Origin of the sequence: Streptomyces sp. HUAS 31 (assembly GCF_028198125.1) — a bacterium.
Lineage (GTDB): Bacteria > Actinomycetota > Actinomycetes > Streptomycetales > Streptomycetaceae > Streptomyces > Streptomyces chartreusis.
This window is the reverse complement of record NZ_CP116353.1, coordinates 7,924,116-7,945,959: the sequence shown is the minus strand read 5'-3', so window position 1 is coordinate 7,945,959 and position 21,844 is coordinate 7,924,116. Positions and strand designations below refer to the sequence as shown.

The following is a 21,844-nucleotide window of genomic DNA, read 5'->3' as shown; positions in this document are numbered from 1 at the left end:
TCCTAACAGAAGTACTTCCTCACAGAAGGGTCCCCCCACAGTGCGCATCCGAACACTGACCCTCGCCGCGGCCTCCGGCGCCGCGCTGCTCGCCGCCGGACTGCTCCCCACCAGCGCCTCCGGCCATCCGCAGTCGCCGTCCCTGCGGGAGGGCTCGGTCAGCGCGGCCGCCCTGCTCGCGAAGGTGACGTCCTGCTCGCAGATCTCCAACGGCAAGTACCGCACCGACGAGGAGACGTCGGCCACCGTCCCGGTCTGCGGCAAGAACGGCGCGGTCTTCTGGAAGGCCGACATGGACATCGACTGCGACGGCCAGCGCACCGCCAAGTGCAACGAGGACACCGACCCCTGGTTCCAGCCGGACACCGCGTTCCACCAGTCCGACGGCAAGCCGCTGCGCTCCGACACACTGCCCTATGTCGTGGTCCCCAGCATCAGCGGCACCTGGAACTACTCGGCCGCCGGCATCCAGGGCGCGGGAGTGGTGGCCATCGTTTACAACAACCAGGTCGTGTACGCCGTCGTCGGCGACACCGGCCCCCAGCCGATCATCGGCGAGGCCTCCTACTCCGCCGCCGAGAAGCTCGGCATCGACCCCGACCCGGAGACCGGCGGCACCGACTCCGGGGTGACCTACATCCTCTTCAAGAACTCCCGGGTCTCGCCCATCGAGAACCACAGCACGGCGGTCTCGACGGGCGATCGGCTGGCGAAGGAGTTCATAGCCAATAACTGAGTCGGTCGACTCAGCGCTGCGGCAGGTCAGTTGGGCTGTCCGAGCGGCCGTACGACGACGGTGTTGACGTCCACTCCGTCGGGCTGCCGGATGGCCCACACCACCGAGTCGGCGATCTGGTCGGCGGTCAGCAGATGCCCCGGCGGCAGGCTGCCGTAGCTGTCCCAGAACGGTGTCTCCACCCGGCCCGGGGCGATGTGGGTGACGCCCACGCCCCAGTCGGTCACCTGTCGCCGGGTGTTCTCGGCGAGCCCGGCCACCGCCCACTTGGTCGCCCCGTAGATGTTGCCCGGCCCCGGCACGAACCCGGCGACGCTGCCGACCAGCACGATCCGGCCGCGGGTCTCCTTGAGGGCGTCGATGGAGGCCCTGATGAGCAGGGCCGGGCCGAGGACGTTGGTCAGCACCATCTCGGTCCAGCCGGCCGGGTCGCCCTCGGCGACGCTGTCGTGGGTGGCGAACCCGGCGTTGGCCACGACGGTGTCCAGCCGCCCGAACGCCTTCAGCGTGGCCTCGACCGCCGCCTGTACGTCCGCGTACTCGGCGGCGTTCCCGACAACCGTCAACAGACCCTCGGGTTCCCCGAGTTCCGCGGCGAAGGCCCGCAACCGCGCCTCGCCACGGCCGGTGACGGTGACCCGGTGCCCGGCGTCCAGCAACTGCCGTGCGACGGCGGCGCCGATACCGCTGCCGCCGCCGGTGATGAGCGCGACCGGAGAGTCGTTCATGGTGGTTCCCCCTGTGTCTCGGTTCGGGACGAGGGGGAGTCCATCACTTGGAGAGCTCTCGAAGTCAAGCCCCGCCGCCGGCCGCCGCGCCCGGTGTCACCTGGTCCGCACCGCCGTGTACACCGTCTGCGCCGCCAGCACGAACAGATCGGGGCGGTGGTGCACGCTCGCCTTGTCGTCCGGGTCGAGCAGCCGGTCGAGGGTCGCGCGGTCCTCGGCGTCGAGACGGTCGCCGACACCGTCACGGGTGCGGGTGAGCACGTCGGCGGCGTAGGCGCGGGCGCGGTCCGTGGTCGGGGCGGGGAGGTCGAGGAGGAAGGTGCGAGTACCGGTGGGCCGCAGACCGGCGGCGGTGATCAGCGCGGGCCAGTCCTCGGTCTCGGCGACGGAGCCGGGGAGGTCGGCCCGCATCCGCGCGAACCACTCCGTCTCCAGCACGTCCAGCCGCGCCTGGAGCCCGGGTCGTCCGAAGCCGATGTCCCGGGGCAGGAACCGCGTCGGCAGACCGCCCTCCTGGAGGGCCAGCGTGCCGCCGGAGGCGAGACGGTCGCCGAACGCGGCGAGGGCGGCCCGCTGGTCGCCGAGGTGGTGCAGACTGCGGCCGGCCCAGAGCAGATCGGCCGGGTAGTCCAACTCCCCGAGTACATCCGGTAGTTCACCGGCCAGCGTGCCGAAACGGTCGGCCACACCCAGCCGGTCCGCGCGTGCCCGCGCCCGCTCCAGGAGCGGTTCGGATCCGTCGACGGCGACGATCCGGGCGCCGGGGAAGGTGTCGGCGAGCAGGCAGGACACGACTCCGGGACCGCTGCCCACGTCCACGATCAGGCCCGGCTCGGTCTGCCGCTTGCCCAGCCAGGCCATGGCGTGCTCGTACAGCGGCAGGAACAGCTCGGCCTGCGTCTCCAGCATCGGGCCCATCCCGGCCCAGTCGACGTCGGTGTGGTCGTGGTGGTGCCCGTGTCCCGGGTGCTCGTGCCGGTGGTGCGGGTGCTCCTCGTGCGCCATGGTGGTCAGCCTCTCGTCCGGTTGCCGCCAGCCTGCTCCGCCGCACCGCCCCGGTGCCACTGTCCTTGCCGTGGCGGCAAAAACGAGGCAAAGAAAATGGGGTGCGAGGACCGGTGCGCCTCGCCCACCATGGCCCGATGGACGACGAGATGGTGGAGCGCTTCCTCGAGGACGGTTTCGTGAGGATCGAGGGCGCCTTTCCGCCACGTGTCGCCGAGCACTGCGCGCGGCTGCTGTGGCGCGAGACGGGGTGCGACCCGGAGGACCCGGGCACCTGGAAGGACCCCGTGCACTGGGTGTACGACATGGCGCAGGGCCCCTTCGCGGCCGCCGTGAACACGCCCGTCCTGCACGAGGCCTTCGATGTGCTGGTGGGCGAGGACCGCTGGCAGTCGCGTTATTCGCTGGGCAGCTTCCCGTTGCGGTTTCCGCACGAGGAGGAACCTGACGACGCGGGCTGGCACATCGAGGGCAGCTATCTGCCCGAGGGAGCGGAGCACGTGCACACGAACGTGCACTCCAAGGGCCGTGCCCTGCTGATGCTGTTCCTGTTCAGCGAGGTCGGCGAGGACGACGCCCCGACCCGCATCCGGGTCGGCTCGCACCTCGACGTGCCGGAGGTCCTGGCACCGTACGGCGAGGCCGGCGCGACCTTCCTGGAGCTGGGCCCGAAGGTCGCCGAGGCCTCCGCGCACCGCCCGCTCGCCCATGCCACCGGCCGCCCCGGCGACGTCTACCTCTGCCACCCCTTCCTGGTCCACGCCGCCCAGCCCCACCACGGCACCCGCCCCCGCTTCATGGCCCAGCCACCGTTGCACCCGTCGCAGCCACTGGACCTGGACCGGACGGACGGCGACTACTCGGCGGTCGAGTTCGCGATCCGCCGGGGCCTGGCCAGAGAGAACTGACCGGACCCCGGCGCCCGCCGCGCCCCTTCAGGGGCGCGGGGAACTGCGCGACCAGCCACGGACGGCCCGCAGCCGACGCCACCGCCTACGACAACGGCGGGTAGGCGTTCTGCATCAACTGCTGGAACTGCGCGGAGAACCAGTGCCCCGACAGCGGAGCGTTCGGCAGCGCCCCGGACAGGTTGTTGCCGTTGCGCGGGTTACCCGTGTACGTCGGGTCGCACATCCGGTCGAACCCCTTGCCCTCGTCGTTCGGGATCTCCGTACTGGCCCCGTCGGACTCGCCCGGGGGCTTGATCCAGACGTACGCGTCGATCCCCGCCGCGGGACTGGCCTGTGGACGCTCGCCGAGGCCGGCCCCGGACTGGTTGCACCAGTTGCCGACGTGGATACGGCGGTCGTAGCGGCCGCCGTTGACATAGGTGTCCACGTCGGTCGTGGCACCCGGACCGGCCGGCCGTGCGCTGCCGCCCCAGCCGTTCCTCGACGTGTCGATCAGCATGCCGATGCCGGAGTTGAAACCGGTCGTGACCAGCTGGTTGCGGAAGCCCTGCGCGAAGGACAGCTCGTCGGTGTAGCGGTTCCAGTCGACCCACTTCGACTCACGGACGGACTTGCCGGCCACGGAGTCGTTGATGGTGAAGTTGTTCTCCTTCAGTGCGCTGTAGTTGGCCGTGTTGGCGATGAAGCCGTGCACGTCGTTGACGGTGGCGCCCTCCGAGGTCGCGGCCTCCTTCATGACGGCGGCGCTGGCGGCGAAGTTGTCGTCCCAGCCGATCCAGCCGTGGTGACCGGCGTCGATGTAGTTGTAGACGTTGGCCGCGTCGCCGAGCTTGTTCAGGGCGTAGCCGACGCCCTTCTGGTAGTTGCCGTTGGCCTTCATCACGTCGCACTGCGGGGTGGCCGTCGGACGGCTGCCGGTGTTGGTGACCAGGTTCGGCAGCGAGTCGATCTCGATCGTGGTGACGATCCGCAGCGAGGCGTACTTCGGGTCGGCGAGGATCGCGGCGATCGGGTCGATGTACTCGCTCTTGTACCGGCCGAGCTCCGTCGGGCCGAGCTCGCCGTTGGAGGCGAGGGCGGCGCAGTCGCGGCCCGGCAGGTTGTAGATGACCAGCTGCACCACCAGCTCGCCGGAACCCTTCTGCGTCAGGGCCGCGTCGAGGTGGTCGCGCAGACCCATGCCGCCGTTCACGCCGTTGATCGCGGCGATCCGGTCGAGCCAGACACCGGTCGGCTGACTGGCGATCCGGCTGCCGCCCGGCTCGGCGGCGGCCTTCGCAGACCACTCCGGGTTCACGTACACCTTGGCGCCGGAGTAGGGGTTGTCGACCTTGGGGCCGGTGGGGCCGGGGTCGGTCGGATCGGTGGGGCCGCCACCGCCGTCGTCGACGTTGCAGGTCACGCCGTCGAGGGTGAAGGTGGCCGGCAGGGCGTTGGTGCCGCTGTAGGAGGCCTGGAATCCGAAGCTGACCGAACCGCCGGTCCCCAGCGTGCCGTTGTAGGTCTCGTTGGCCGCGGTGACGGCGGTGCCGCTCTGACTGATCTTCGCGTTCCAGCCGTTGGTGACCTTCTGGTTCCCTCCGTACGACCACTTCACCGACCAGTTCGACTTGGCGGCGCCCTGGTTGGTGACCGTGACGGCGGCGGTGAAGCCGGTGTCCCACTGGTTCTGCACCTTGTAGTCGACGGTGCAGGGCACGGCGGCCAGGCCGACTCCGCCCGGATCCGCGGCGAGCGCGGTTCCCGAGGCCCCGGCGACCAGCGCCGCGGCGGCGAGCATCGCTGTTCTGGTACGACTCATGAGTGCGGGTTCCTTCTCGAGTGAGGGGAGTTGTCAGTCCAGGGCGCGCAGATGGTCGCGCAGCCCGATGCCGTACGACGTGGGGGTTCCGTCGTAGCCGGAGATCAGGGCCGGGCCCGAGGAACAGTCCCAGGTGTTCCAGGTCCAGCCGAGGTAGGACAGGTCCCGGTCGTCGAACCACTTCATGACCCGGTCGACGAAGGAGTGCGAGCAGGTGTTCTCCCCGATCTCCCCCGCCACCAGCGGCACTCGGTCCGCGACGGGGGCGAGCGTGGAGTTCCAGCAGCTCTCGTTCGCGCAGGTGTTGAAGTTGTAGACGTGCCAGGCGGCGGCGAGATTGCCCGCCGGGTCGGTGGGCCGGTAGGTCAGCCACTGACTCAGGTCGTTCGAGTACGCGAGCCCGCCGAGCAGGATCGGGTTGCCGGCGCCCGTGTCCCGTACGGCGTCGACGAGGTCCTGCATGCCGGCGACCTCGTATCCGATGCCGGGACAGGTGCCGCCGTCCCGCCAGCACTGCCACGCCTGGGTGGTCGTGGACGTCGCGCGGTCCGGGTAGGGCTCGTTGAACAGGTCGAACACGACGGTCGGGTCGTCCTTGAAGGCGCTTGCGACCGACGTCCAGAATGCGGGCGTGTACTGCATGTTCGGCATCGGCTTCTGGCAGGTGGCGTGCACGTCGGAGCAGCCCGCCGAGTTGCCGGTGTACTGGCCCCAGGACCAGTGCAGTTCGAGCATCGGCGTCATGCCGTGCGCCTTGACCCGCCCCACCAGGTCCTTGACGGCGTTCACGTAGTTCGTGCCGCCGTACTCGGGCTTGATGTTGGACAGGCCCAGCCAGCACTCCTCGTTCAGCGGAATGCGGACCGTGTTGGCGTTCCAGTCGGCGATCGCCCCGATGGCTGCGTCGTCGACCGGACCGTCCCAGATGCCGTAGCCCTGGACGCACATGAACTCGCCGCCGGAGCGATTGACGCCGAGCAGGCGACGGGTGGTGCCGTCGGCGTCCACGAGCTTGTTCCCGGCGACGTGCAGCGCCGGCACCGAGCCGTCCCCGGGGTCCGGCGGATCGGTCGGGTCGGTCGGGTCCGGTTCCGCGCCGGCATTGCAGGTGGTGCCGTTGAGCTCGAACGCGGTCGGAACGGCGTTGCTCCCCGACCACGAGGCGATGAACCCGGCGCTGACGCTCGCGCCGGTGTCGAGCGAGCCGTTCCAGCTCTCGTTCGTCGCCGTCACCGTCGTACCGGACTGGGACCACTTGGCGTTCCAGCCCTGGGTGACCTTCTGCCCGCCCGCGAAGTCGAAACCGAGGCTCCAACCGCTCACGGGTGCTGCGTTGTTGGTGACGGTCACGGCCCCCTGGAAGCCGCCGTCCCACTGGCCGGTGACGGAGTACTCCACCGTGCACGGGGGTGTGGCTCCCTGCGCCGTGACCACCGGCACCGTCACGGCCGCGACAAGGGCGACCGCTCCGGTGACGGCTAAAAGTACTGAACGCGGGGGGTGTCGCATGAGCGACTCCTTGCAGATCAGGCGCGCCGTGACGGACGCGTCGACTGATGGAATCGCTCCCACTGGTGCCCATGAAGTTAGCGCCAAGTGACGACGAAGGACAGAGGAGTAACTGACTTTCGCTCAACTGAACTCGTCGAATCTTTTCGACTCTTCAAGCACCTTGACCCCTTGCACCCCCGTCCGCACTATGGGAGCGCTCCCACTGGTTCAAGCCTTGACTTCTCCGAGCCGCAAGGAGGAACCAGCACGTGCATCCCCCACGCAGACGCAGAACCGCAGGACGGTTGTGGACGGCCGTCGTGGCGGCCCTGGCGCTCCCCTTGACGATGCTGAGCACGGGTTCGACACCTGCTCAGGCAGCGGTAGTTCAGTGCAGTGTCGACTACAAGACCAATGACTGGGGCTCCGGCTTCACCGCGGATCTGACGATCACCAACCGGGGTACGGACGTCATCGACGGCTGGACCCTGACGTACGGCTACGCGGGCAACCAGAGGCTCAGCAACGGCTGGAACGGCACCTGGTCCCAGTCCGGACAGACGGTCACCGTGAAGGACGCCGGCTACAACGGGCGGATCCCGGCCGGTGCCGCGGTCACCACGGGCGCGCAGTTCACCTACAGCGGCAGCAACGCCGCGCCCACGAACTTCGCGATCAACGGCACGAGTTGCACCGGCGCCCACCAGCCCCCGATCACCGTGCTGACCAGCCCGGCGGCCGGCGCCGTCTATTCGCAGGGCGACGCCGTCCCGCTCGCGGCCACGGCCGCCGCCGCGGACGGCGCGACGATCGGCAAGGTCGAGTTCTACGACGACACGACCCTGCTGGGCACGGACACGACGGCGCCCTACTCGCTCTCGGTCTCAAGCTTGACCGTGGGCAGTCATTCGCTTCTGGCGAAGGCGTACGACAGCCTGGGCGCGTCCGCGGGCTCCACACCGGTCGGCATCACGGTCGCCTCGGGTCCCGCCGTGGTGGCCGCGCCGACCCAACTCCCGGTCCAGCAGGGCAAGACGGCGACGTACGACGTGAAGCTGTCGACCCAGCCGTCGGCCAACGTGACCGTCACGACCGCCCGCACGAGCGGTAACTCGGGTCTGTCGGTGACCGGCGGTGCCTCGCTCACCTTCACGTCCTCGAACTGGAACACGGCCCAGAAGGTGACCATCACCGCGGCCGCCTCCGGCACGGGCTCGGCGACCTTCGAGTCGACGGCCACCGGGCACGCCAAGGCATCGGTGACGGCGACCCAGATCGCGGCGACGAAGGCGTACGACGCCCGTTTCCTGGAGCTGTACGGCAAGATCACCAATCCGGCGAACGGCTACTTCTCCCCCGAGGGCATCCCGTACCACTCGGTCGAGACGCTGATCGTCGAGGCGCCGGACCACGGTCACGAGACCACGTCGGAGGCGTACAGCTACCTTCTCTGGTTGCAGGCGATGTACGGCAAGGTCACCGGCGACTGGTCCAAGTTCAACGGGGCCTGGGAGATCATGGAGAAGTACATGATCCCGACCCACGCCGACCAGCCGACGAACTCCTTCTACAACGCCTCCAAGCCGGCCACCTACGCGCCCGAGCTGGACACCCCGAACGAGTACCCGGCGAAGCTCGACACCGCCGTCTCGGTCGGACCGGACCCGATCGCGGCCGAGCTGAAGAGCGCGTACGGCACGGACGACGTCTACGGCATGCACTGGCTCCAGGACGTCGACAACGTCTACGGGTACGGCAACTCGCCGGGCAAGTGCGAGGCGGGGCCGGCGGACACGGGGCCGTCGTACATCAACACCTTCCAGCGCGGCGCGCAGGAGTCGGTGTGGGAGACGGTGCCGCAGCCGACCTGCGACCAGTTCAAGTACGGTGGGAAGAACGGGTACTTGGACCTGTTCACCGGTGATGCCTCGTACGCCAGGCAGTGGAAGTTCACCAACGCCCCGGACGCCGACGCGCGTGCGGTGCAGGCCGCCTACTGGGCCGACAAGTGGGCCGACGCGCAGGGCAAGGGCACTGACATCTCCGCGACCGTCGCCAAGGCCGCGAAGATGGGCGACTATCTGCGCTACGCCATGTACGACAAGTACTTCAAGAAGGTCGGCAACTGCGTCGGTCCGTCGACCTGCCCGGCCGGCACCGGCAAGGACGCCTCGCACTATCTGCTCTCCTGGTACTACGCCTGGGGCGGCGCCACCGACACCTCGGCGGGCTGGGCCTGGCGCATCGGCTCCAGCCATGCGCACGGCGGCTACCAGAATCCGATGGCCGCGTACGCCCTGGCCTCCTACGCCGATCTGAAGCCCAAGTCGGCGACGGGACAGGCGGACTGGGCCAAGTCGCTGGAGCGGCAGGTCGAGTTCTACCGCTGGCTCCAGTCCAGCGAGGGCGCGATCGCGGGCGGGGCGACGAACAGCTGGGCGGGCCGTTACGCCACACCGCCCACCGGCAGGTCGACCTTCTACGGCATGTACTACGACCAGCAGCCCGTCTACCACGACCCGCCGTCGAACCAGTGGTTCGGCTTCCAGGCGTGGTCGATGGAGCGGGTCGCCGAGTACTACCAGCAGACGGGGAACGCCGCCGCGAAGGCCGTCCTCGACAAGTGGGTCGACTGGGCGCTGTCCGAGACGACCGTCAACCCGGACGGCACGTACCGGATCCCGTCGACGCTCCAGTGGTCGGGGCAGCCCGACACCTGGAACGCCTCAAGTCCGGGCGCCAACAACGGACTTCATGTCACCGTCGCCGACTACACCGACGACGTCGGTGTGGCGGCCGCGTACGCCAAGACCCTGACGTACTACGCCGACCGCTCCGGTGACACGCAGGCCGCAACCACCGCCAAGGCGCTCCTCGACGGCATGTGGGACAACCACCAGGACGCCCTGGGCATCGCCGTCCCGGAGAACCGCGCCGACTACAACCGCTTCGACGACGCGATCTACGTCCCGAGCGGCTGGACCGGCACCATGCCGAACGGCGACGCGATCAGCTCGTCGTCGACCTTCGACTCGATCCGTTCGTTCTACGAGGACGACCCGGCCTGGTCGAAGATCGAGGCGTATCTCGCCGGCGGTGCGGTGCCGTCGTTCACGTACCACCGGTTCTGGGCCCAGGCGGACATCGCCTTGGCCATGGGTTCGTACGCGGAGCTTCTCGAATAGTCCCCGCCGGGCGCTCCGCGGGTTGGGCCGTGTTTGTCTGCGGGTCCGTTGTGGCTGGTCGCGCAGTTCCCCGCGCCCCTGAAAAGCAGGGCGTAGCAGTTCACGGTGCTTCCTCGGAACCGCTTGATGGCTCCTCGTGCGTGGTCCCGTCACCTGACGGCGGGACCGAACCGCCGGGCGGCCCCCTCCCGCACAGGGGGTCGCCCGGCAACTCTCGCGCCATGCGGAAAGCGCTTACCCCCCACCCGCTTCTCCCCACTCCCCTTTCCGGAAAGGACCCCCGTGCGAAGAACCCGCATCCTCACGGCGGTGCTGGCGCTCGCGGCCGGCCTGCTCGCGGGCACCCCGCCCGCACTGGCCGCCGACACCGCGCAGGACGTGTCGATCACCGCCGACACCTACACCTGGAAGAACGCCCGCGTCGACGGCGGCGGCTTCGTCCCCGGCATCGTCTTCAACCGCAAGGAGAGGAACCTCGCCTACGCCCGTACCGACATCGGCGGCGCCTACCGCTGGCAGCAGTCGTCGAAGACCTGGACGCCGCTGCTGGACTCGGTCGGCTGGGACGACTGGGGGCACACGGGTGTGGTGAGCCTGGCGTCCGACTCTGTCGACCCGGACCGGGTGTACGCGGCGGTCGGGACGTACACCAACAGCTGGGACCCGGGGAACGGCGCCGTGCTGCGCTCCGCCGACCGGGGCGCGAGCTGGCAGAAGGCCGATCTGCCGTTCAAGCTGGGCGGCAACATGCCCGGCCGCGGCATGGGCGAGCGGCTCGCAGTGGACCCTAACCGGAACAGCGTGCTGTACCTGGGGGCGCCCAGCGGCAAGGGGCTGTGGCGCTCGACCGACTCCGGGGCGTCCTGGTCGCAGGTGGCGAACTTCCCCAACGTCGGCAACTACGTGCAGGATCCGAGCGACACGAGCGGGTACGCGAGCGACAACCAGGGCATCGTGTGGGTCACCTTCGACGAGTCCACGGGCACGGCCGGGAGCGCGACACGGACGGTCTACGTCGGGGTCGCCGACAAGGACAACGCGGTGTACCGGTCGACGGACGCGGGCGCGACCTGGTCGCGGGTCGCCGGGCAGCCGACGGGGTACCTGGCGCACAAGGGCGTCCTGGACGCGGCGAACGGCTACCTCTATCTCGCCTACAGCGACAAGGGCGGCCCGTACGACGGCGGCAAGGGCCGGCTGTGGCGGTACACGACGGCGACGGGCACCTGGGCCGACATCAGCCCGGTCGCGGAGGCCGACACCTACTACGGCTTCAGCGGCCTGACCGTCGACCGGCAGAGGCCGGGCACCGTGATGGCGACGGCGTACAGCTCCTGGTGGCCGGACACGCAGATCTTCCGCTCGACGGACAGCGGCGGCACCTGGACGAAGGCGTGGGACTACACGTCGTATCCCGACCGCGCGAACCGCTACACCATGGACGTCTCGTCGTCGCCGTGGCTGACCTGGGGCGCGAACCCGTCGCCGCCCGAGCAGACGCCGAAGCTGGGCTGGATGACGGAGGCGCTGGAGATCGACCCCTTCGATTCGAACCGGATGATGTACGGGACGGGTGCGACGGTCTACGGCACCGAGGATCTGACGAAGTGGGACAGCGGCGGTCGGTTCACCGTCCGGCCGATGGTGCAGGGACTGGAGGAGACGGCGGTCAACGACCTCGCCTCTCCCCCGTCGGGCGCCCCGCTGCTGAGCGCTCTCGGTGACGTCGGTGGCTTCCGGCACACGGACCTCGCCAAGGTGCCGTCGATGATGTTCACCCAGCCGAACTTCACCACGACGACCAGCCTGGACTTTGCCGAGACCAACCCGAACACGTTCGTCCGGGTGGGCGATCTCGACTCGGGTCCGCACATCGCGTTCTCGACGGACAACGGCGCCAACTGGTTCGCGGGCACCGACCCTTCGGGGGTCAGCGGCGGCGGCACCGTCGCGGCGGCGGCGGACGGCAGCCGGTTCGTGTGGAGCCCCGCCGGGGCGGGCGTGCAGTACACGACGGGCTTCGGAACGTCGTGGCAGGCGTCGAGCGGGATCCCGGCCGGGGCGGTCGTGGAGTCGGACCGGGTCGACCCGAAAGTCTTCTACGGCTTCAAGGCCGGGAAGTTCTACGTCAGCTCGGACGGCGGCGCGAGCTTCACGGCGTCGTCGGCGAGCGGGCTGCCGAGCGGGGACAGCGTCCGCTTCAAGGCACTGCCCGGGACGAAGGGCGATGTCTGGCTGGCGGGTGGCGCGTCGGACGGGGCGTACGGTCTGTGGCACTCGACCGACGCGGGCACGACGTTCACCAAGCTGTCCGGTGTCGAGCAGGCCGACACGATCGGCTTCGGCAAGGCGGCGACGGGAGCGTCGTACCAGACCCTCTACACCAGCGCGAAGATCGGCGGCGTGCGCGGCATCTTCCGCTCCACCGACAAGGGCGCGACCTGGACCCGCGTCAACGACGACGCCCATCAGTGGGGTTGGACGGGTGCGGCGATCACGGGTGATCCGCGGGTGTACGGCCGGGTGTACGTGTCCACGAACGGCCGCGGGGTCGTCTACGGCGACACCTCGGACGCGGGTGGCGGGTCGGACCCCACTCCGACGCCGACCGGCGCCTGCACCGTGACGTACAAGGTCACCAACCAGTGGGCCGACGGTTTCCAGGCGGAGGTGCACCTTGCCAACACCGGGTCGTCGGCCTGGAACGGCTGGTCGCTCGGGTGGTCCTTCGCGGACGGTCAGCGGATCAATCAGCTGTGGAACGCCGAGTACACGCAGTCGGGTTCGGCGGTGACCGCGCGGAACACGGGCTGGAACGGGGGCGTTGCGGCCGGGTCGTCCGTGAGCTTCGGGTTCACGGGGAGCTGGTCGGGGACGAACGCGAAACCGGCGGCGTTCAAGCTGGGTGAGACGAGCTGCACGGTGGTGTGACGGCCGGGGGCGCCGGACGGCCGCGCTTTCACCGCCGTTCCGCCGGTGCGGGCGTGGCCGGGTGCCTGCGGCGCCGGATCAGGGAGGCGGCCGCCGCGGCCAGGGACATCGCGATGGCGAGGGAGAAGACCACGACCAGGCCGTCGTGGAAGGGCTGGGAGATCAGGTGCGGGAAGAACTCCCGGCCGGTGAGGTGCGCGGCGTTCTCCGGCGGGAGCCCGCCGAGAATGCTGCCGCCGAGCAGGTGCTGGATGGGGTTGTAGCCGAGGAACGCGGCGAACAGCACGCCGACGGGCGGGAGTCCGGCCACCGTGTGCGCGGCGCCGGCCGGGACGCCCTGTGCGGTCAGTCCGGAGGTCAGGGTCCCCGGCAGCGAGCCGGAGAGTCCGGCGACCATGAGCGAGAAGAAGACGCCCATCGACAGGACCATGCCCGCGTTCTGGAAGGTGGCGCGCATCCCGGAGGCGGCGCCGCGGGCCTCGGCCGGCACGCTGGACATGATGATCGAGGTGTTGGGGGCGGCGAACAGCCCGCCGCCGAGGCCGTTGAGGAAGACGAGCAGTGCGAAGAGCCCGTAGCCGAAGTCGGTGGGCAGGGCCAGCAGTCCGGCGAAGGACGCGGCCATCACCGCGAACCCGGCGGCGGCGAACAGCCTCGCCCCGTACTTGTCCGAGAGGTATCCCGAGACGGGCCCGGCGACCAGGAAGCCGACGGTGAGCGGCAGCATGTAGATGCCGGCCCACAGCGGGGTGTCGGCGTAGTCGTAGCCGTGCAGGGGGAGCCAGATGCCCTGGAGCCAGATGATCAGCATGAACTGGAGCCCGCCGCGCGCGATGGAGCCGAGCAGCGCGGCGAGGTTGCCGCCCGCGAAGGCCGCGTCGCGGAAGAGCCGCAGCGGGAACATCGGTTCGGCGACCTTGGTCTCGATCACGCAGAAGAGCGCGAGCACGGCGGCGCCGCCGATCAGCCCGGCCAGCACCCAGGGGTTGGTCCAGCCCATGGTGTGGCCGCCGTAGGGCTGGATGCCCTAGGTGATGCCGGCCAGCAGCGCGGTCAGCCCGACGGCGAAGGTGAGGTTGCCCCACCAGTCCATCCGGCCGGGGGTGCGTACGCCGGTCTCGTGCAGCGACTTGTACGCCCACACCGTCCCGATGATGCCGATCGGCACGTTGACCCAGAACACCGAGCGCCAGTTCCAGGTCACCAGGGCCCCGCCGAGCACCAGGCCGACGAACGACCCGGCGATGCCCGCGACCATGTTGACGCCGAGGGCCATGCCGCGCTGCCGGGCGGGGAAGGCGTCGGTGAGGATGGCCGCGGAGTTGGCCATCAGCATGGCCCCGCCGACGGCCTGCGCGATCCGCCAGCCGATGAGCCACAGCGCCCCGCCCGCGCCCTGGAACGGGTCGAGGGACAGGATCACCGAGGTCAGGGTGAAGATCAGGAATCCGGCGTTGTAGATGCGGACCCGGCCCCACATGTCGCCGAGCCGGCCGAGGGCCACCACCAGCACCGCGGTGACGAGCATGTAGCCCATCAGCATCCACAGCAGATAGCTGACGTTGGCGGGCTGGAGCGGGTCGAGCCGGATGCCGGTGAAGATGCCCGGCAGCGAGATCAGCACGATCGAGCTGTTGATGGTGGCGAGCAGGATGCCGAGGGTGGTGTTGGTCAGCGCCACCCACTTGTAGCGGGGGTGGTCGGCGCCGATCCAGGCGCTGCGTCCGCGCTGCCGGGCGGCGGGTGTGCCCGCCCTGCGGTCGGTCGTCTCCTCGGTGGCCATGGCCTGCTCTCTCTGCGTTCCGGGACCGGCCGTCCTCCTCGGTCGGGCCGGTCAGCGCTGGACGTCGCCGGGGCGGTCCGGCTCCTGCACCATCCGCCTCACGAGCGGTACGGCCGTCTCCACGGCCGCGCCCAGCGCTTCCCGCTCGTCCTCGGTCAGGGCGGCCAGCAGGCTCACCAGCCGCGCCTCCCGTTGCCGTCTGCGCTCGGCCAGCACCTCGCGCCCGGCGTCCGTGACGGCGACGAGGCTCACCCGTCCGTCGTCGGGGTCGCCGACCCGCCTCGCCAGCCCCTGGCTCTCCAGCCGCTGCACGAGCTGGGTCATCGACGGCTGCGCGACGCCTTCCGCCGCCGCCAGCGCGGTCAGCCGGACGGGGCCCTCCCGCTCCAGCCGGCCCAGCGTGGAGGCGGTCGTGAAGCTCATGCCCCGGCGGTCCGTCAGGCTGCGGATCACGGTTCCCGCGACCTCGGCGAGCGCCTGGGCGATCTCTTCCGGCTCCATCCGCTCCACACCTTCATTCGTATCACGTGCCTATATAGGTTCCCTATTAAAAATAGGGTAAGAGAGGCGGCCACCCGGCGCACCGCGGTGACCGCCTCTCCCTACCGGGTCACGGTGTGTACACCGCGGGCCTCGGTGCCGTCCCCATCCCGTTCCCGAGGAAGAAGCTCGGGTGCGGAGGCTGGTTGTAGGCGGTGTTCTGCCAGGCCAGACCCGTGCGGTACATGGTGTCGTGGAGCAGGGTCGTGATCCTCGTGTTCGTCTCGTACGGCGTGGAGTGGATGCGCAGGGCCGTGTTGCCGCCGGTGCGCCAGACGACCTCCTCGCGCCAGTCGCCGAGGATGTCGCCGGACAGCACGGGTGTGGCCTTGGTGCCGTTGTTGGAGGAGACACCGGAGCCGGTCAGCAGGCGGGTGTCGGACGAGGTGCCGTACTTGTCGATGTGGGTGCCGTCGAGGAGTTCGCGGACGGTGTCGCCGTCCCACCAGGACAGGAAGTTCACGGACGACGGCTCGCGGCCCTTGGCGGCGCCGGCCTCGTCGCGGATCGAGGTGTCGGAGGCGGACCAGACCTCGGCACCGTCGTTGCCCGCGTAGATGTCCCCGGCCACGCCCCGGCCGTTGTCGCAGCAGGCGGCGAGCTTCCAGTTCACGGTGCCGTTCGCCGGATCGATGTACAGCTCGGCGGGCTGGCTCGTGGACTCGGAGACCTTGAAGTACTCGAGTCCCACGTGCGAGGGGTCGAGGTCACCGAGGTGCTGGGCGTCGCCGTGGCCGGTCTTCGTGGTCCACAGGCCGCTGCCGTTGTCGTCGACGGCCATCGCGCCGTAGACGATCTCGTCCCTGCCGTCGCCGTCGACGTCCCCGACGGACAGGCTGTGCGAGCCCTGGCCGTCGAAGCCCTTGCCGCTGTTGGTGGAGGAGTTGGTATCGAAGGTCCAGCGGCGGGTGAAGGCGCCGCCCCGCCAGTCCCAAGCCGCGATGACCGTACGGGTGTAGTAGCCGCGGGCCATGATCAGCGAGGGGCGGGAGCCGTCCAGGTAGGCGGTGCCGGCGAGGAACCGGTCGACGCGGTTGCCGTAGGAGTCGCCCCACGAGGAGACCGTCCCCCGGGCCGGGACGTAGTCCACCGTCCCCATCGCCCTGCCGGTCTGCCCGTTGAACATGGTCAGGTACTCGGGCCCGGCAAGGACGTACCCGCTCGAATTGCGGTGATCGGCCGACGCGCTGCCGATCACCGTGCCCGTCCCGTCGACCGTGGCGTCGGCGGTCTTCATGGCGACCTCTGCCTTGCCGTCGCCGTCGTAGTCGTAGACCTGGAACTGCGTGTAGTGCGCGCCGGAGCGGATGTTGCGGCCCAGGTCGATGCGCCACAGCCGGGTGCCGTCGAGTTTGATGCCGTCGACGATCGTGTTGCCGGTGTAGCCGGACTGGGAGTTGTCCTTGGCGTTGGTGGGCTGCCACTTCAGGACGAAGTCGAGGGCGCCGTCGCCGTCGAGGTCGCCGACGGAGGCGTCGTTGGCCTCGTAGGTGTACGCGACCCCGTCGGGGGTCGTACCGCCGGCCGGCGGGCTGATGGGGACGTCCTTGTAGCCCGGGCGGAACTGTACGGCGTGCACGGAGTCGGCCTGCTCGACGCCGCCCACGACGGCCCGGACGGTGTAGTCGGCTTGTTCGGGGGCGCCGGAGTGGAAGTAGTTCGTGGAGCCGGTGATCGGGGCGGAGTTGACCTTGGTGCCGGCCCGGTAGACGTTGAAGGAGACGTCGTTCGGGTCGGTGCCGAGCCAGCGCCAGCTGACCAGGTTGCCGCCCGATGTGTGGACGCTGACCACGCCCCGGTCGAGGGCCTCGACCTGGCGGGCGGTGGCGGCCTGCGCCGGGCCGGCGCCGCCGAGCGTGGTGAGTCCGGCGGCGATCAGACCGGCGGCGGCGACGGCCGCGGACAGTGCGGCCCGGCGTCTGCGGTGCTTGCGCGGGTGCTGCACGGGACGTACCTCCTCGGGAGGACGGACGGGTTCCGTTCCCTCAGTCGCCGCCGTGCGTACGGGAGTTGCCGTGTTTCCCGGCCGGTTCCGCGGAATGTCAGCCGGGCTTGCGGAACGCCCGCACGGTGAACACCGGATCGGGTCTGGGGCGGTCCTGGTCCGGGAGTTCCGCCAGCCGGGCGGCGAACCCGGCCGCGAGATCGCCGCCGGGCGGAAGGGTGACGAACCAGCCCCTGCGCAGGTCGGCCACCGTGCGGCGGGGGCTGCGGCCCTGGCCGTGCCCGGTGAAACGGGCCTCGCCCGCCGGGAGCAGGGCGTGGTCGAGGGCGTACGACTCGACGAGCGCCGCCGCGTCCCGGGCCGCGCGGCACGGGCGGGAGGCCATGACGGCGTCGATGTCGCTGCGCACGTTGTGCGCGGCGGCCTTGTCCACGGTGGTGACCCAGACGCCGCCGGGCCGCAGCATCCGGGCGCACTCGCCGACGATGGCCCGCACGTCCTCGGCGGTCGGTGCGAGGTGCAGCAGCCACACGCTGCTGACGGCGTCGAAGCGGCCCTCGCGGAACGGCAGCCGGCGGCTGTCGGCGAGCACCACGGTGCCGGGCAGCCGGGCGGCGGCCTGCCGGGCCATGGCGGGCGCGAGATCGACGCCGGTCACACGCAGGCCGTCCCGCCCGGTGGCCAGCCGCCGGGTCACGATGCCGGTGCCGCAGGCCACGTCGAGCAGCCGCCGGGCACCGTCCGGCAGAAGGCCCAGGACGGCCCGCGCGGCGGCTGCCGCTCTGGGCTCGCCGCCGCGCGAGGCGTCGTACCGCTCCGCTTCCTTGTCGTAGTCGAGCACGCCTCACTGCGCTCCGTGACCGGGGGCGAGGTCCTCGATCCTGCGGGCCAGCGCGAAGTCCCGCTTGGTGACGGCACCCACGGTGTGGGTGTTCACGGTGAGTGACACCGTGTTGTAGCCCAGGGTGAGGTCGGAATGGTGGTCGAGCTCCTCCTGGACCTGGGCGATGTGCACGACCATCGCCGTGGCCGCGAAGTGCGAGGGGAGCCGGTAGGAGCGGGCGATCCGGTCGCCCTGAAGCGACCAGCCCGGCAGCTCCGCGAGCCGGTCCTCGATCTCCTTCTGCGACAGCGGTTCGAGGGGCATGGCCTCGCTCCTTCCTGCACGGGAGGGTTCGTCTTCAGCCTGCCACAGCATGGGTGCGGCGGTCCTGGTCAGAGGGGTTCCCCCTGGGCCGGTGCCGCACGCCCCGGCGGCGCCCGGAGCCGTCGACGATCACCGCCGCGCCCGCCCCCGGCCGTTCCCCGCGCTCCTCGACTACCGTCATACCCATGACCTCCGTCCCGTCCGGCAACGCCGCACCCGCCACCGCCCCCACCGGCCAGGGCGTCGGCCCCCTGCTGCGGGCCTGGCGGGAGCAACGCCGGGTCAGCCAGCTGGAGTTGGCACTGCGGGCGGACTCCTCGGCACGGCACATCAGCTTCATCGAGACAGGCCGCTCCCGGCCCAGCGAGGAGATGGTGCTGCGGCTCGCCGAGCACCTGGAGGTGCCGGTGCGCGAGCGCAACGCGCTGCTGCTGGCCGCCGGCTACGCCCCGCGCTACCCGGAGACCCCGCTGGACGACCCGGCGCTGGACGCGCTGCGGGCGGGCATGGAGCAGCTGATCCAGGGCTACGAGCCCTACCCGGCACTCGTGGTCGACGCGATGTACAACGTGCAGGCCGCCAACCGGGGCATCCTGATGCTCCTCGACGACATCCCCGAGCACCTCCTTGAGCCCCCGCTCAACGCGATGCGGCTGACCCTGCACCCCGACGGTCTCGCGCCGCGCATCCGCAATCTGCGCGAGTGGCGCGGCCATCTCCTCGCCCAGATGCAGCGGCAGATCGCCCTGCACCGCTCCGAGCCGCTGCGGGAGTTGTACGAGGAGGTCGCGGCGTACCCGGTGCCGGCGGACGCACCCGGCGCGGAACCGGACGAGCCCGTCCCGTACTTCGCGCTGCCGATGCAGATCGAGCACGAGGGGCGCGTCCTGTCCTTCATCTCGTCCATCTCCACGTTCAACACGCCCATGGACGTGACCGTCGCCGAGCTGGCCATCGAGACGCTGCTCCCGGCCGACCCGGCGACGGTCAAGTACCTTCAGTCGCTGCTGCCCTGACGGATCCTCAGGGCGGCGTACTGCAACCCGGCGAACCCGGCGACGGTGAGCGCCTGCAGCACGGTCCACACCGCGCCCGCCGTGGTCGGCGACAGCCACAGCGCGAGCGCGACGAGGCTCAGCAATGTCCAGGCGAGGTTGGCCTCGATCACGGCACGCACCGGGAGATCGGCGGGCCGGGCCCGGGAGGCGAGCAGCGCGACGGCACCGGCGTAGACCGCGAGGAAGGCGCCCAGGGCGAGCAGCAGCGACGACTCGACGCCCAGCAGCCGCCCGAGCGGACCGGACACGGCGAGGTAGGCGAGCCCGTTCGCCCCGGTCACCACCGCGTCCAGGGCCAGGAAGCGGCGCAGCACGGTCTGCGGGTCGGAGGTCCGGGCGAGCGCGGTGAGCGAGGTGGCGGACATGACGAATCACCCTCCGTCGAGGTCGAGTGGCGTGCGACAGGACCCGGATCCCGGACCGGAGTGCGCCGGCCCGGAATCCGGTGGGTCAAAGGTCTCGCGGAGAAGCGGACGGGTCGATTACCTGCGGGGTAATGCGGGTTCCGCCCCGTAACACCGGCCACCCCCCACGGATAACCGGAACGTGGCACACTGCACCCCGTACTTTCGGCGCGTAGGGGAGGCGTGGCGTGAGTGAGCGGCGGCCCGCACCCACCGTGGGCCAGGTGGTGCTCGGCAAACGCTTGCAGGAACTGCGGGAGGCGTCCGGGCTGGGACGCGAGGAGGCCGCGCGGGCCCTGCGGGTCACCGCGGCGACCGTACGCCGCATGGAGACCGCCGAGGTCGCGCTGAAGATCCCGTACGTGCAGGTGCTACTGGAGACGTACGGCGTCCCGGAGGACGAGGCGGAGGCGTTCGTCTCGCTGGCCGAGGAGGCCAATCAGCCGGGCTGGTGGCAGCGGTACCACGACGTGCTGCCGGACTGGTTCAGCCTGTATGTGAGTCTGGAGGGCGCCGCCCGGATCGTCCGGTCCTACGAGCCGCACTTCGTGCCCGGTCTGCTCCAGACCGAGGAGTACGCCCGCGCCGTACTGGAGGCGGGGACGATAGGGCAGACGGGGCCGGAGACGATAGAGCGGCATGTGTCGCTGCGCATGGAGCGCCAGCGTCTGCTGGAGCGCCAGGACCCGCCCCATCTGTGGGTGATCATGGACGAGACGGTGCTGCTGCGTCCGGTGAGCGGCGGCGAGGTGATGCGCGAGCAGCTGGACAAGCTGCTGGAGTTCGCCGAGCGCGACCGCGTCACGCTCCAGATCGCCGAGTTCGCCTCCGGCCCGCACCCCGGTACGTACGCGCCGTTCACCCTGTTCCGGTTCGCCGAGCCGGAGCTGCCCGACATGGTCTACACCGAGTATCTGAGCGGCGCTCTGTATCTGGACTCCCGCAAGGAGGTCGCGGCGCATCTGGAGGTGCTGGACCACATGTCGACGGCCGCCGCGTCCGCCGAGCGCACCAAGAAGATCCTGCGGGAGCGCCGCGAGGACTGCTGAGCCAGGGGACCGTCCGGGCAGCGGACCGTCCAGGCATTCGACTCCGAGGAGAAGACCGCGCATGTCCGGATCCGAGTCCGTGCCCGCCCGCGTCGACACCAGCCGGCCGCATCCGGCCCGCGTCTACGACTGGTGGCTGGGCGGCAAGGACAACTACCCGGTGGACGAGGAGCTGGCCCGAAGGATCCTCGCCGTGGACGGCACGGTCCTGCGCGGCGCCCGCGCCAATCGCCGGTTCATGCACCGGGCCGTGCGCACGGTCGCCGAGGCCGGGACACGCCAGTTCCTGGACATCGGCACGGGCATCCCGACCGAGCCCAATCTGCACCAGGTGGCGCAGGGCGTGGCCCCGGAGTCCCGGGTGGTGTACGCCGACAACGACCCGATCGTGCTGCGGCACGCGGAGGCGCTGCTGCACGGGTCGGCTCGGGGCAGCACCGAGTACGTGCACGCCGACGTCCGGGACGCCGACGCGCTGCTGGCCCGGGCCCGCGAGTCCCTGGACTTCGACCGGCCGATCGCGCTGTCGCTGGTGGCGCTGACCCACTACCTGAGCGACGACCCCGACGGCGACGACGTGTACGGCCTGCTGGAGAAGTACGTCTCCGCGCTCGCCCCCGGCAGCCATCTGATCCTGTCGCAGGTGACGCCGGACCTCAGCCCGCAGGCCATCGAGCACGCGGCGAACCACTTCCGGCGCAGTGGCACCCCGTTCTTCCCCCGCTCGCTCGCCGGGTTCTCCCGCTTCTTCGAGGGCCTGGAACTGCTCGGCCCGGGCGTCATCCCCGTCTACGGCTGGCGCCCGGAGCCGGCGGACGTGGCGGCCCAGGCGGAGGGCATCGTGCCCGTCTACGCGGGGGTCGCCCGCAAGCCCTGACCCGTACGGGTGCCGTGAACGGGTGCGCTCCCGCGCCCCGCCCTAGGTTCGGGACTAGGGCCTGTCTGACAATTCCCGTCGTCCGCCCGGAGGGCGGGCCCCGCGGTGGCTGGTGCGTGCGATCGCAAGGCGCCGGAGCGTCCTCGTGGCGGAGCCACGTGGGCGGTTCGGCAACGCGGCGAGCGTGCGTGCCAGCCACCGCGGGGCAGGCGGGAATTGTCAGACAGGCCCTAGGGGCAAACGTAGGGAGCGT

17 protein-coding genes and 1 pseudogene are annotated in these 21,844 nt (G+C 70.5%); 7 read left to right on the top strand and 11 right to left on the bottom strand.

Translation table 11 applies throughout. The features are described 5' to 3' along the window. The first annotated feature begins 40 nt into the window (after positions 1 to 40). Positions 41 to 736, top strand: coding sequence for a glycoside hydrolase family 75 protein (locus PGH47_RS35200; protein ID WP_271666770.1), 696 nt, complete (start codon positions 41 to 43; stop codon positions 734 to 736). A 26-nt stretch (positions 737 to 762) separates the two neighbouring features. Here the strand turns inward: PGH47_RS35200 and PGH47_RS35195 are convergent, their stop codons facing one another. Both PGH47_RS35195 and PGH47_RS35190 read right to left on the bottom strand, forming a co-directional pair. Continuing rightward, the gene (locus tag PGH47_RS35195; RefSeq protein WP_271666769.1) at positions 763 to 1,464 is read right to left on the bottom strand and encodes an SDR family oxidoreductase; all 702 of its coding nucleotides are present in this window, start codon (positions 1,462 to 1,464) and stop codon (positions 763 to 765) included. 96 nt (positions 1,465 to 1,560) lie between these two features. Beyond that, on the bottom strand, positions 1,561 to 2,469 hold the full coding sequence (locus PGH47_RS35190) for a class I SAM-dependent methyltransferase (protein WP_271666768.1): 909 nt from the start codon (positions 2,467 to 2,469) through the stop codon (positions 1,561 to 1,563). Positions 2,470 to 2,606: 137 nt separating this feature from the next. Here PGH47_RS35190 and PGH47_RS35185 point away from each other — a divergent pair, with 137 nt between their 5' ends. Then, entirely contained in the window at positions 2,607 to 3,377 is a 771-nt protein-coding gene (locus PGH47_RS35185) for a phytanoyl-CoA dioxygenase family protein (protein ID WP_271666767.1), read from the top strand. 85 nt (positions 3,378 to 3,462) lie between these two features. Here PGH47_RS35185 and PGH47_RS35180 read toward each other — a convergent pair whose 3' ends face one another. Continuing rightward, on the bottom strand, positions 3,463 to 5,181 hold the full coding sequence (locus PGH47_RS35180; RefSeq protein ID WP_271666766.1) for a glycoside hydrolase family 6 protein: 1,719 nt from the start codon (positions 5,179 to 5,181) through the stop codon (positions 3,463 to 3,465). Between the two features lie 33 nt (positions 5,182 to 5,214). Then, entirely contained in the window at positions 5,215 to 6,690 is a 1,476-nt protein-coding gene (locus PGH47_RS35175; RefSeq protein ID WP_271666765.1) for a cellulose binding domain-containing protein, read from the bottom strand. 251 nt (positions 6,691 to 6,941) lie between these two features. Between PGH47_RS35175 and PGH47_RS35170 the strand changes: the two genes are divergently transcribed. Then, complete coding sequence (locus PGH47_RS35170; RefSeq protein ID WP_271666764.1) at positions 6,942 to 9,857, top strand: glycoside hydrolase family 48 protein; 2,916 nt, start codon at positions 6,942 to 6,944, stop codon at positions 9,855 to 9,857. Between the two features lie 282 nt (positions 9,858 to 10,139). Then, positions 10,140 to 12,788 carry a cellulose binding domain-containing protein gene (locus PGH47_RS35165; protein WP_271666763.1) on the top strand — a complete coding sequence of 883 codons (2,649 nt, stop codon included), beginning with the start codon at positions 10,140 to 10,142 and terminating at the stop codon, positions 12,786 to 12,788. Between the two features lie 28 nt (positions 12,789 to 12,816). Here PGH47_RS35165 and PGH47_RS35160 read toward each other — a convergent pair. The 6 genes and pseudogenes from PGH47_RS35160 to PGH47_RS35135 all read right to left on the bottom strand — a co-directional run bounded on the left by PGH47_RS35160 (position 12,817) and on the right by PGH47_RS35135 (position 18,384). Then, positions 12,817 to 14,571 (bottom strand): annotated as a pseudogene (locus PGH47_RS35160) (MFS transporter). A 51-nt stretch (positions 14,572 to 14,622) separates the two neighbouring features. After that, positions 14,623 to 15,072 (bottom strand): MarR family winged helix-turn-helix transcriptional regulator, encoded by a 450-nt coding sequence (locus PGH47_RS35155; RefSeq protein WP_271666762.1) that lies wholly within the window; start codon positions 15,070 to 15,072, stop codon positions 14,623 to 14,625. 109 nt (positions 15,073 to 15,181) lie between these two features. Continuing rightward, positions 15,182 to 17,056: a rhamnogalacturonan lyase gene (locus PGH47_RS35150; protein WP_271666761.1), complete on the bottom strand. Its 1,875-nt coding sequence runs from the start codon at positions 17,054 to 17,056 to the stop codon at positions 15,182 to 15,184. Between the two features lie 97 nt (positions 17,057 to 17,153). Continuing rightward, positions 17,154 to 17,897, bottom strand: a complete 744-nt coding sequence (locus PGH47_RS35145) for a class I SAM-dependent methyltransferase (protein WP_271666760.1) — start codon at positions 17,895 to 17,897, stop codon at positions 17,154 to 17,156. A 3-nt stretch (positions 17,898 to 17,900) separates the two neighbouring features. After that, positions 17,901 to 18,203 carry a 4a-hydroxytetrahydrobiopterin dehydratase gene (locus PGH47_RS35140; RefSeq protein ID WP_107908046.1) on the bottom strand — a complete coding sequence of 101 codons (303 nt, stop codon included), beginning with the start codon at positions 18,201 to 18,203 and terminating at the stop codon, positions 17,901 to 17,903. Between the two features lie 34 nt (positions 18,204 to 18,237). Further along, positions 18,238 to 18,384: a hypothetical protein gene (locus tag PGH47_RS35135; protein WP_271666759.1), complete on the bottom strand. Its 147-nt coding sequence runs from the start codon at positions 18,382 to 18,384 to the stop codon at positions 18,238 to 18,240. Positions 18,385 to 18,388: 4 nt separating this feature from the next. On the opposite strand from PGH47_RS35135, the gene PGH47_RS35130 reads away from it, so the two are divergent. Next, positions 18,389 to 19,219, top strand: a complete 831-nt coding sequence (locus tag PGH47_RS35130; protein ID WP_271666758.1) for a helix-turn-helix domain-containing protein — start codon at positions 18,389 to 18,391, stop codon at positions 19,217 to 19,219. Here PGH47_RS35130 and PGH47_RS35125 read toward each other — a convergent pair. Then, complete coding sequence (locus PGH47_RS35125) at positions 19,201 to 19,626, bottom strand: hypothetical protein (RefSeq protein WP_271666757.1); 426 nt, start codon at positions 19,624 to 19,626, stop codon at positions 19,201 to 19,203. The genes PGH47_RS35130 and PGH47_RS35125 overlap by 19 nt on opposite strands. A gap of 227 nt (positions 19,627 to 19,853) precedes the next feature. Here PGH47_RS35125 and PGH47_RS35120 point away from each other — a divergent pair, with 227 nt between their 5' ends. Further along, on the top strand, positions 19,854 to 20,714 hold the full coding sequence (locus PGH47_RS35120; protein WP_271666756.1) for a helix-turn-helix domain-containing protein: 861 nt from the start codon (positions 19,854 to 19,856) through the stop codon (positions 20,712 to 20,714). Between the two features lie 61 nt (positions 20,715 to 20,775). Then, positions 20,776 to 21,591 (top strand): SAM-dependent methyltransferase, encoded by an 816-nt coding sequence (locus PGH47_RS35115; protein WP_271666755.1) that lies wholly within the window; start codon positions 20,776 to 20,778, stop codon positions 21,589 to 21,591. Positions 21,592 to 21,844 lie beyond the last annotated feature (253 nt).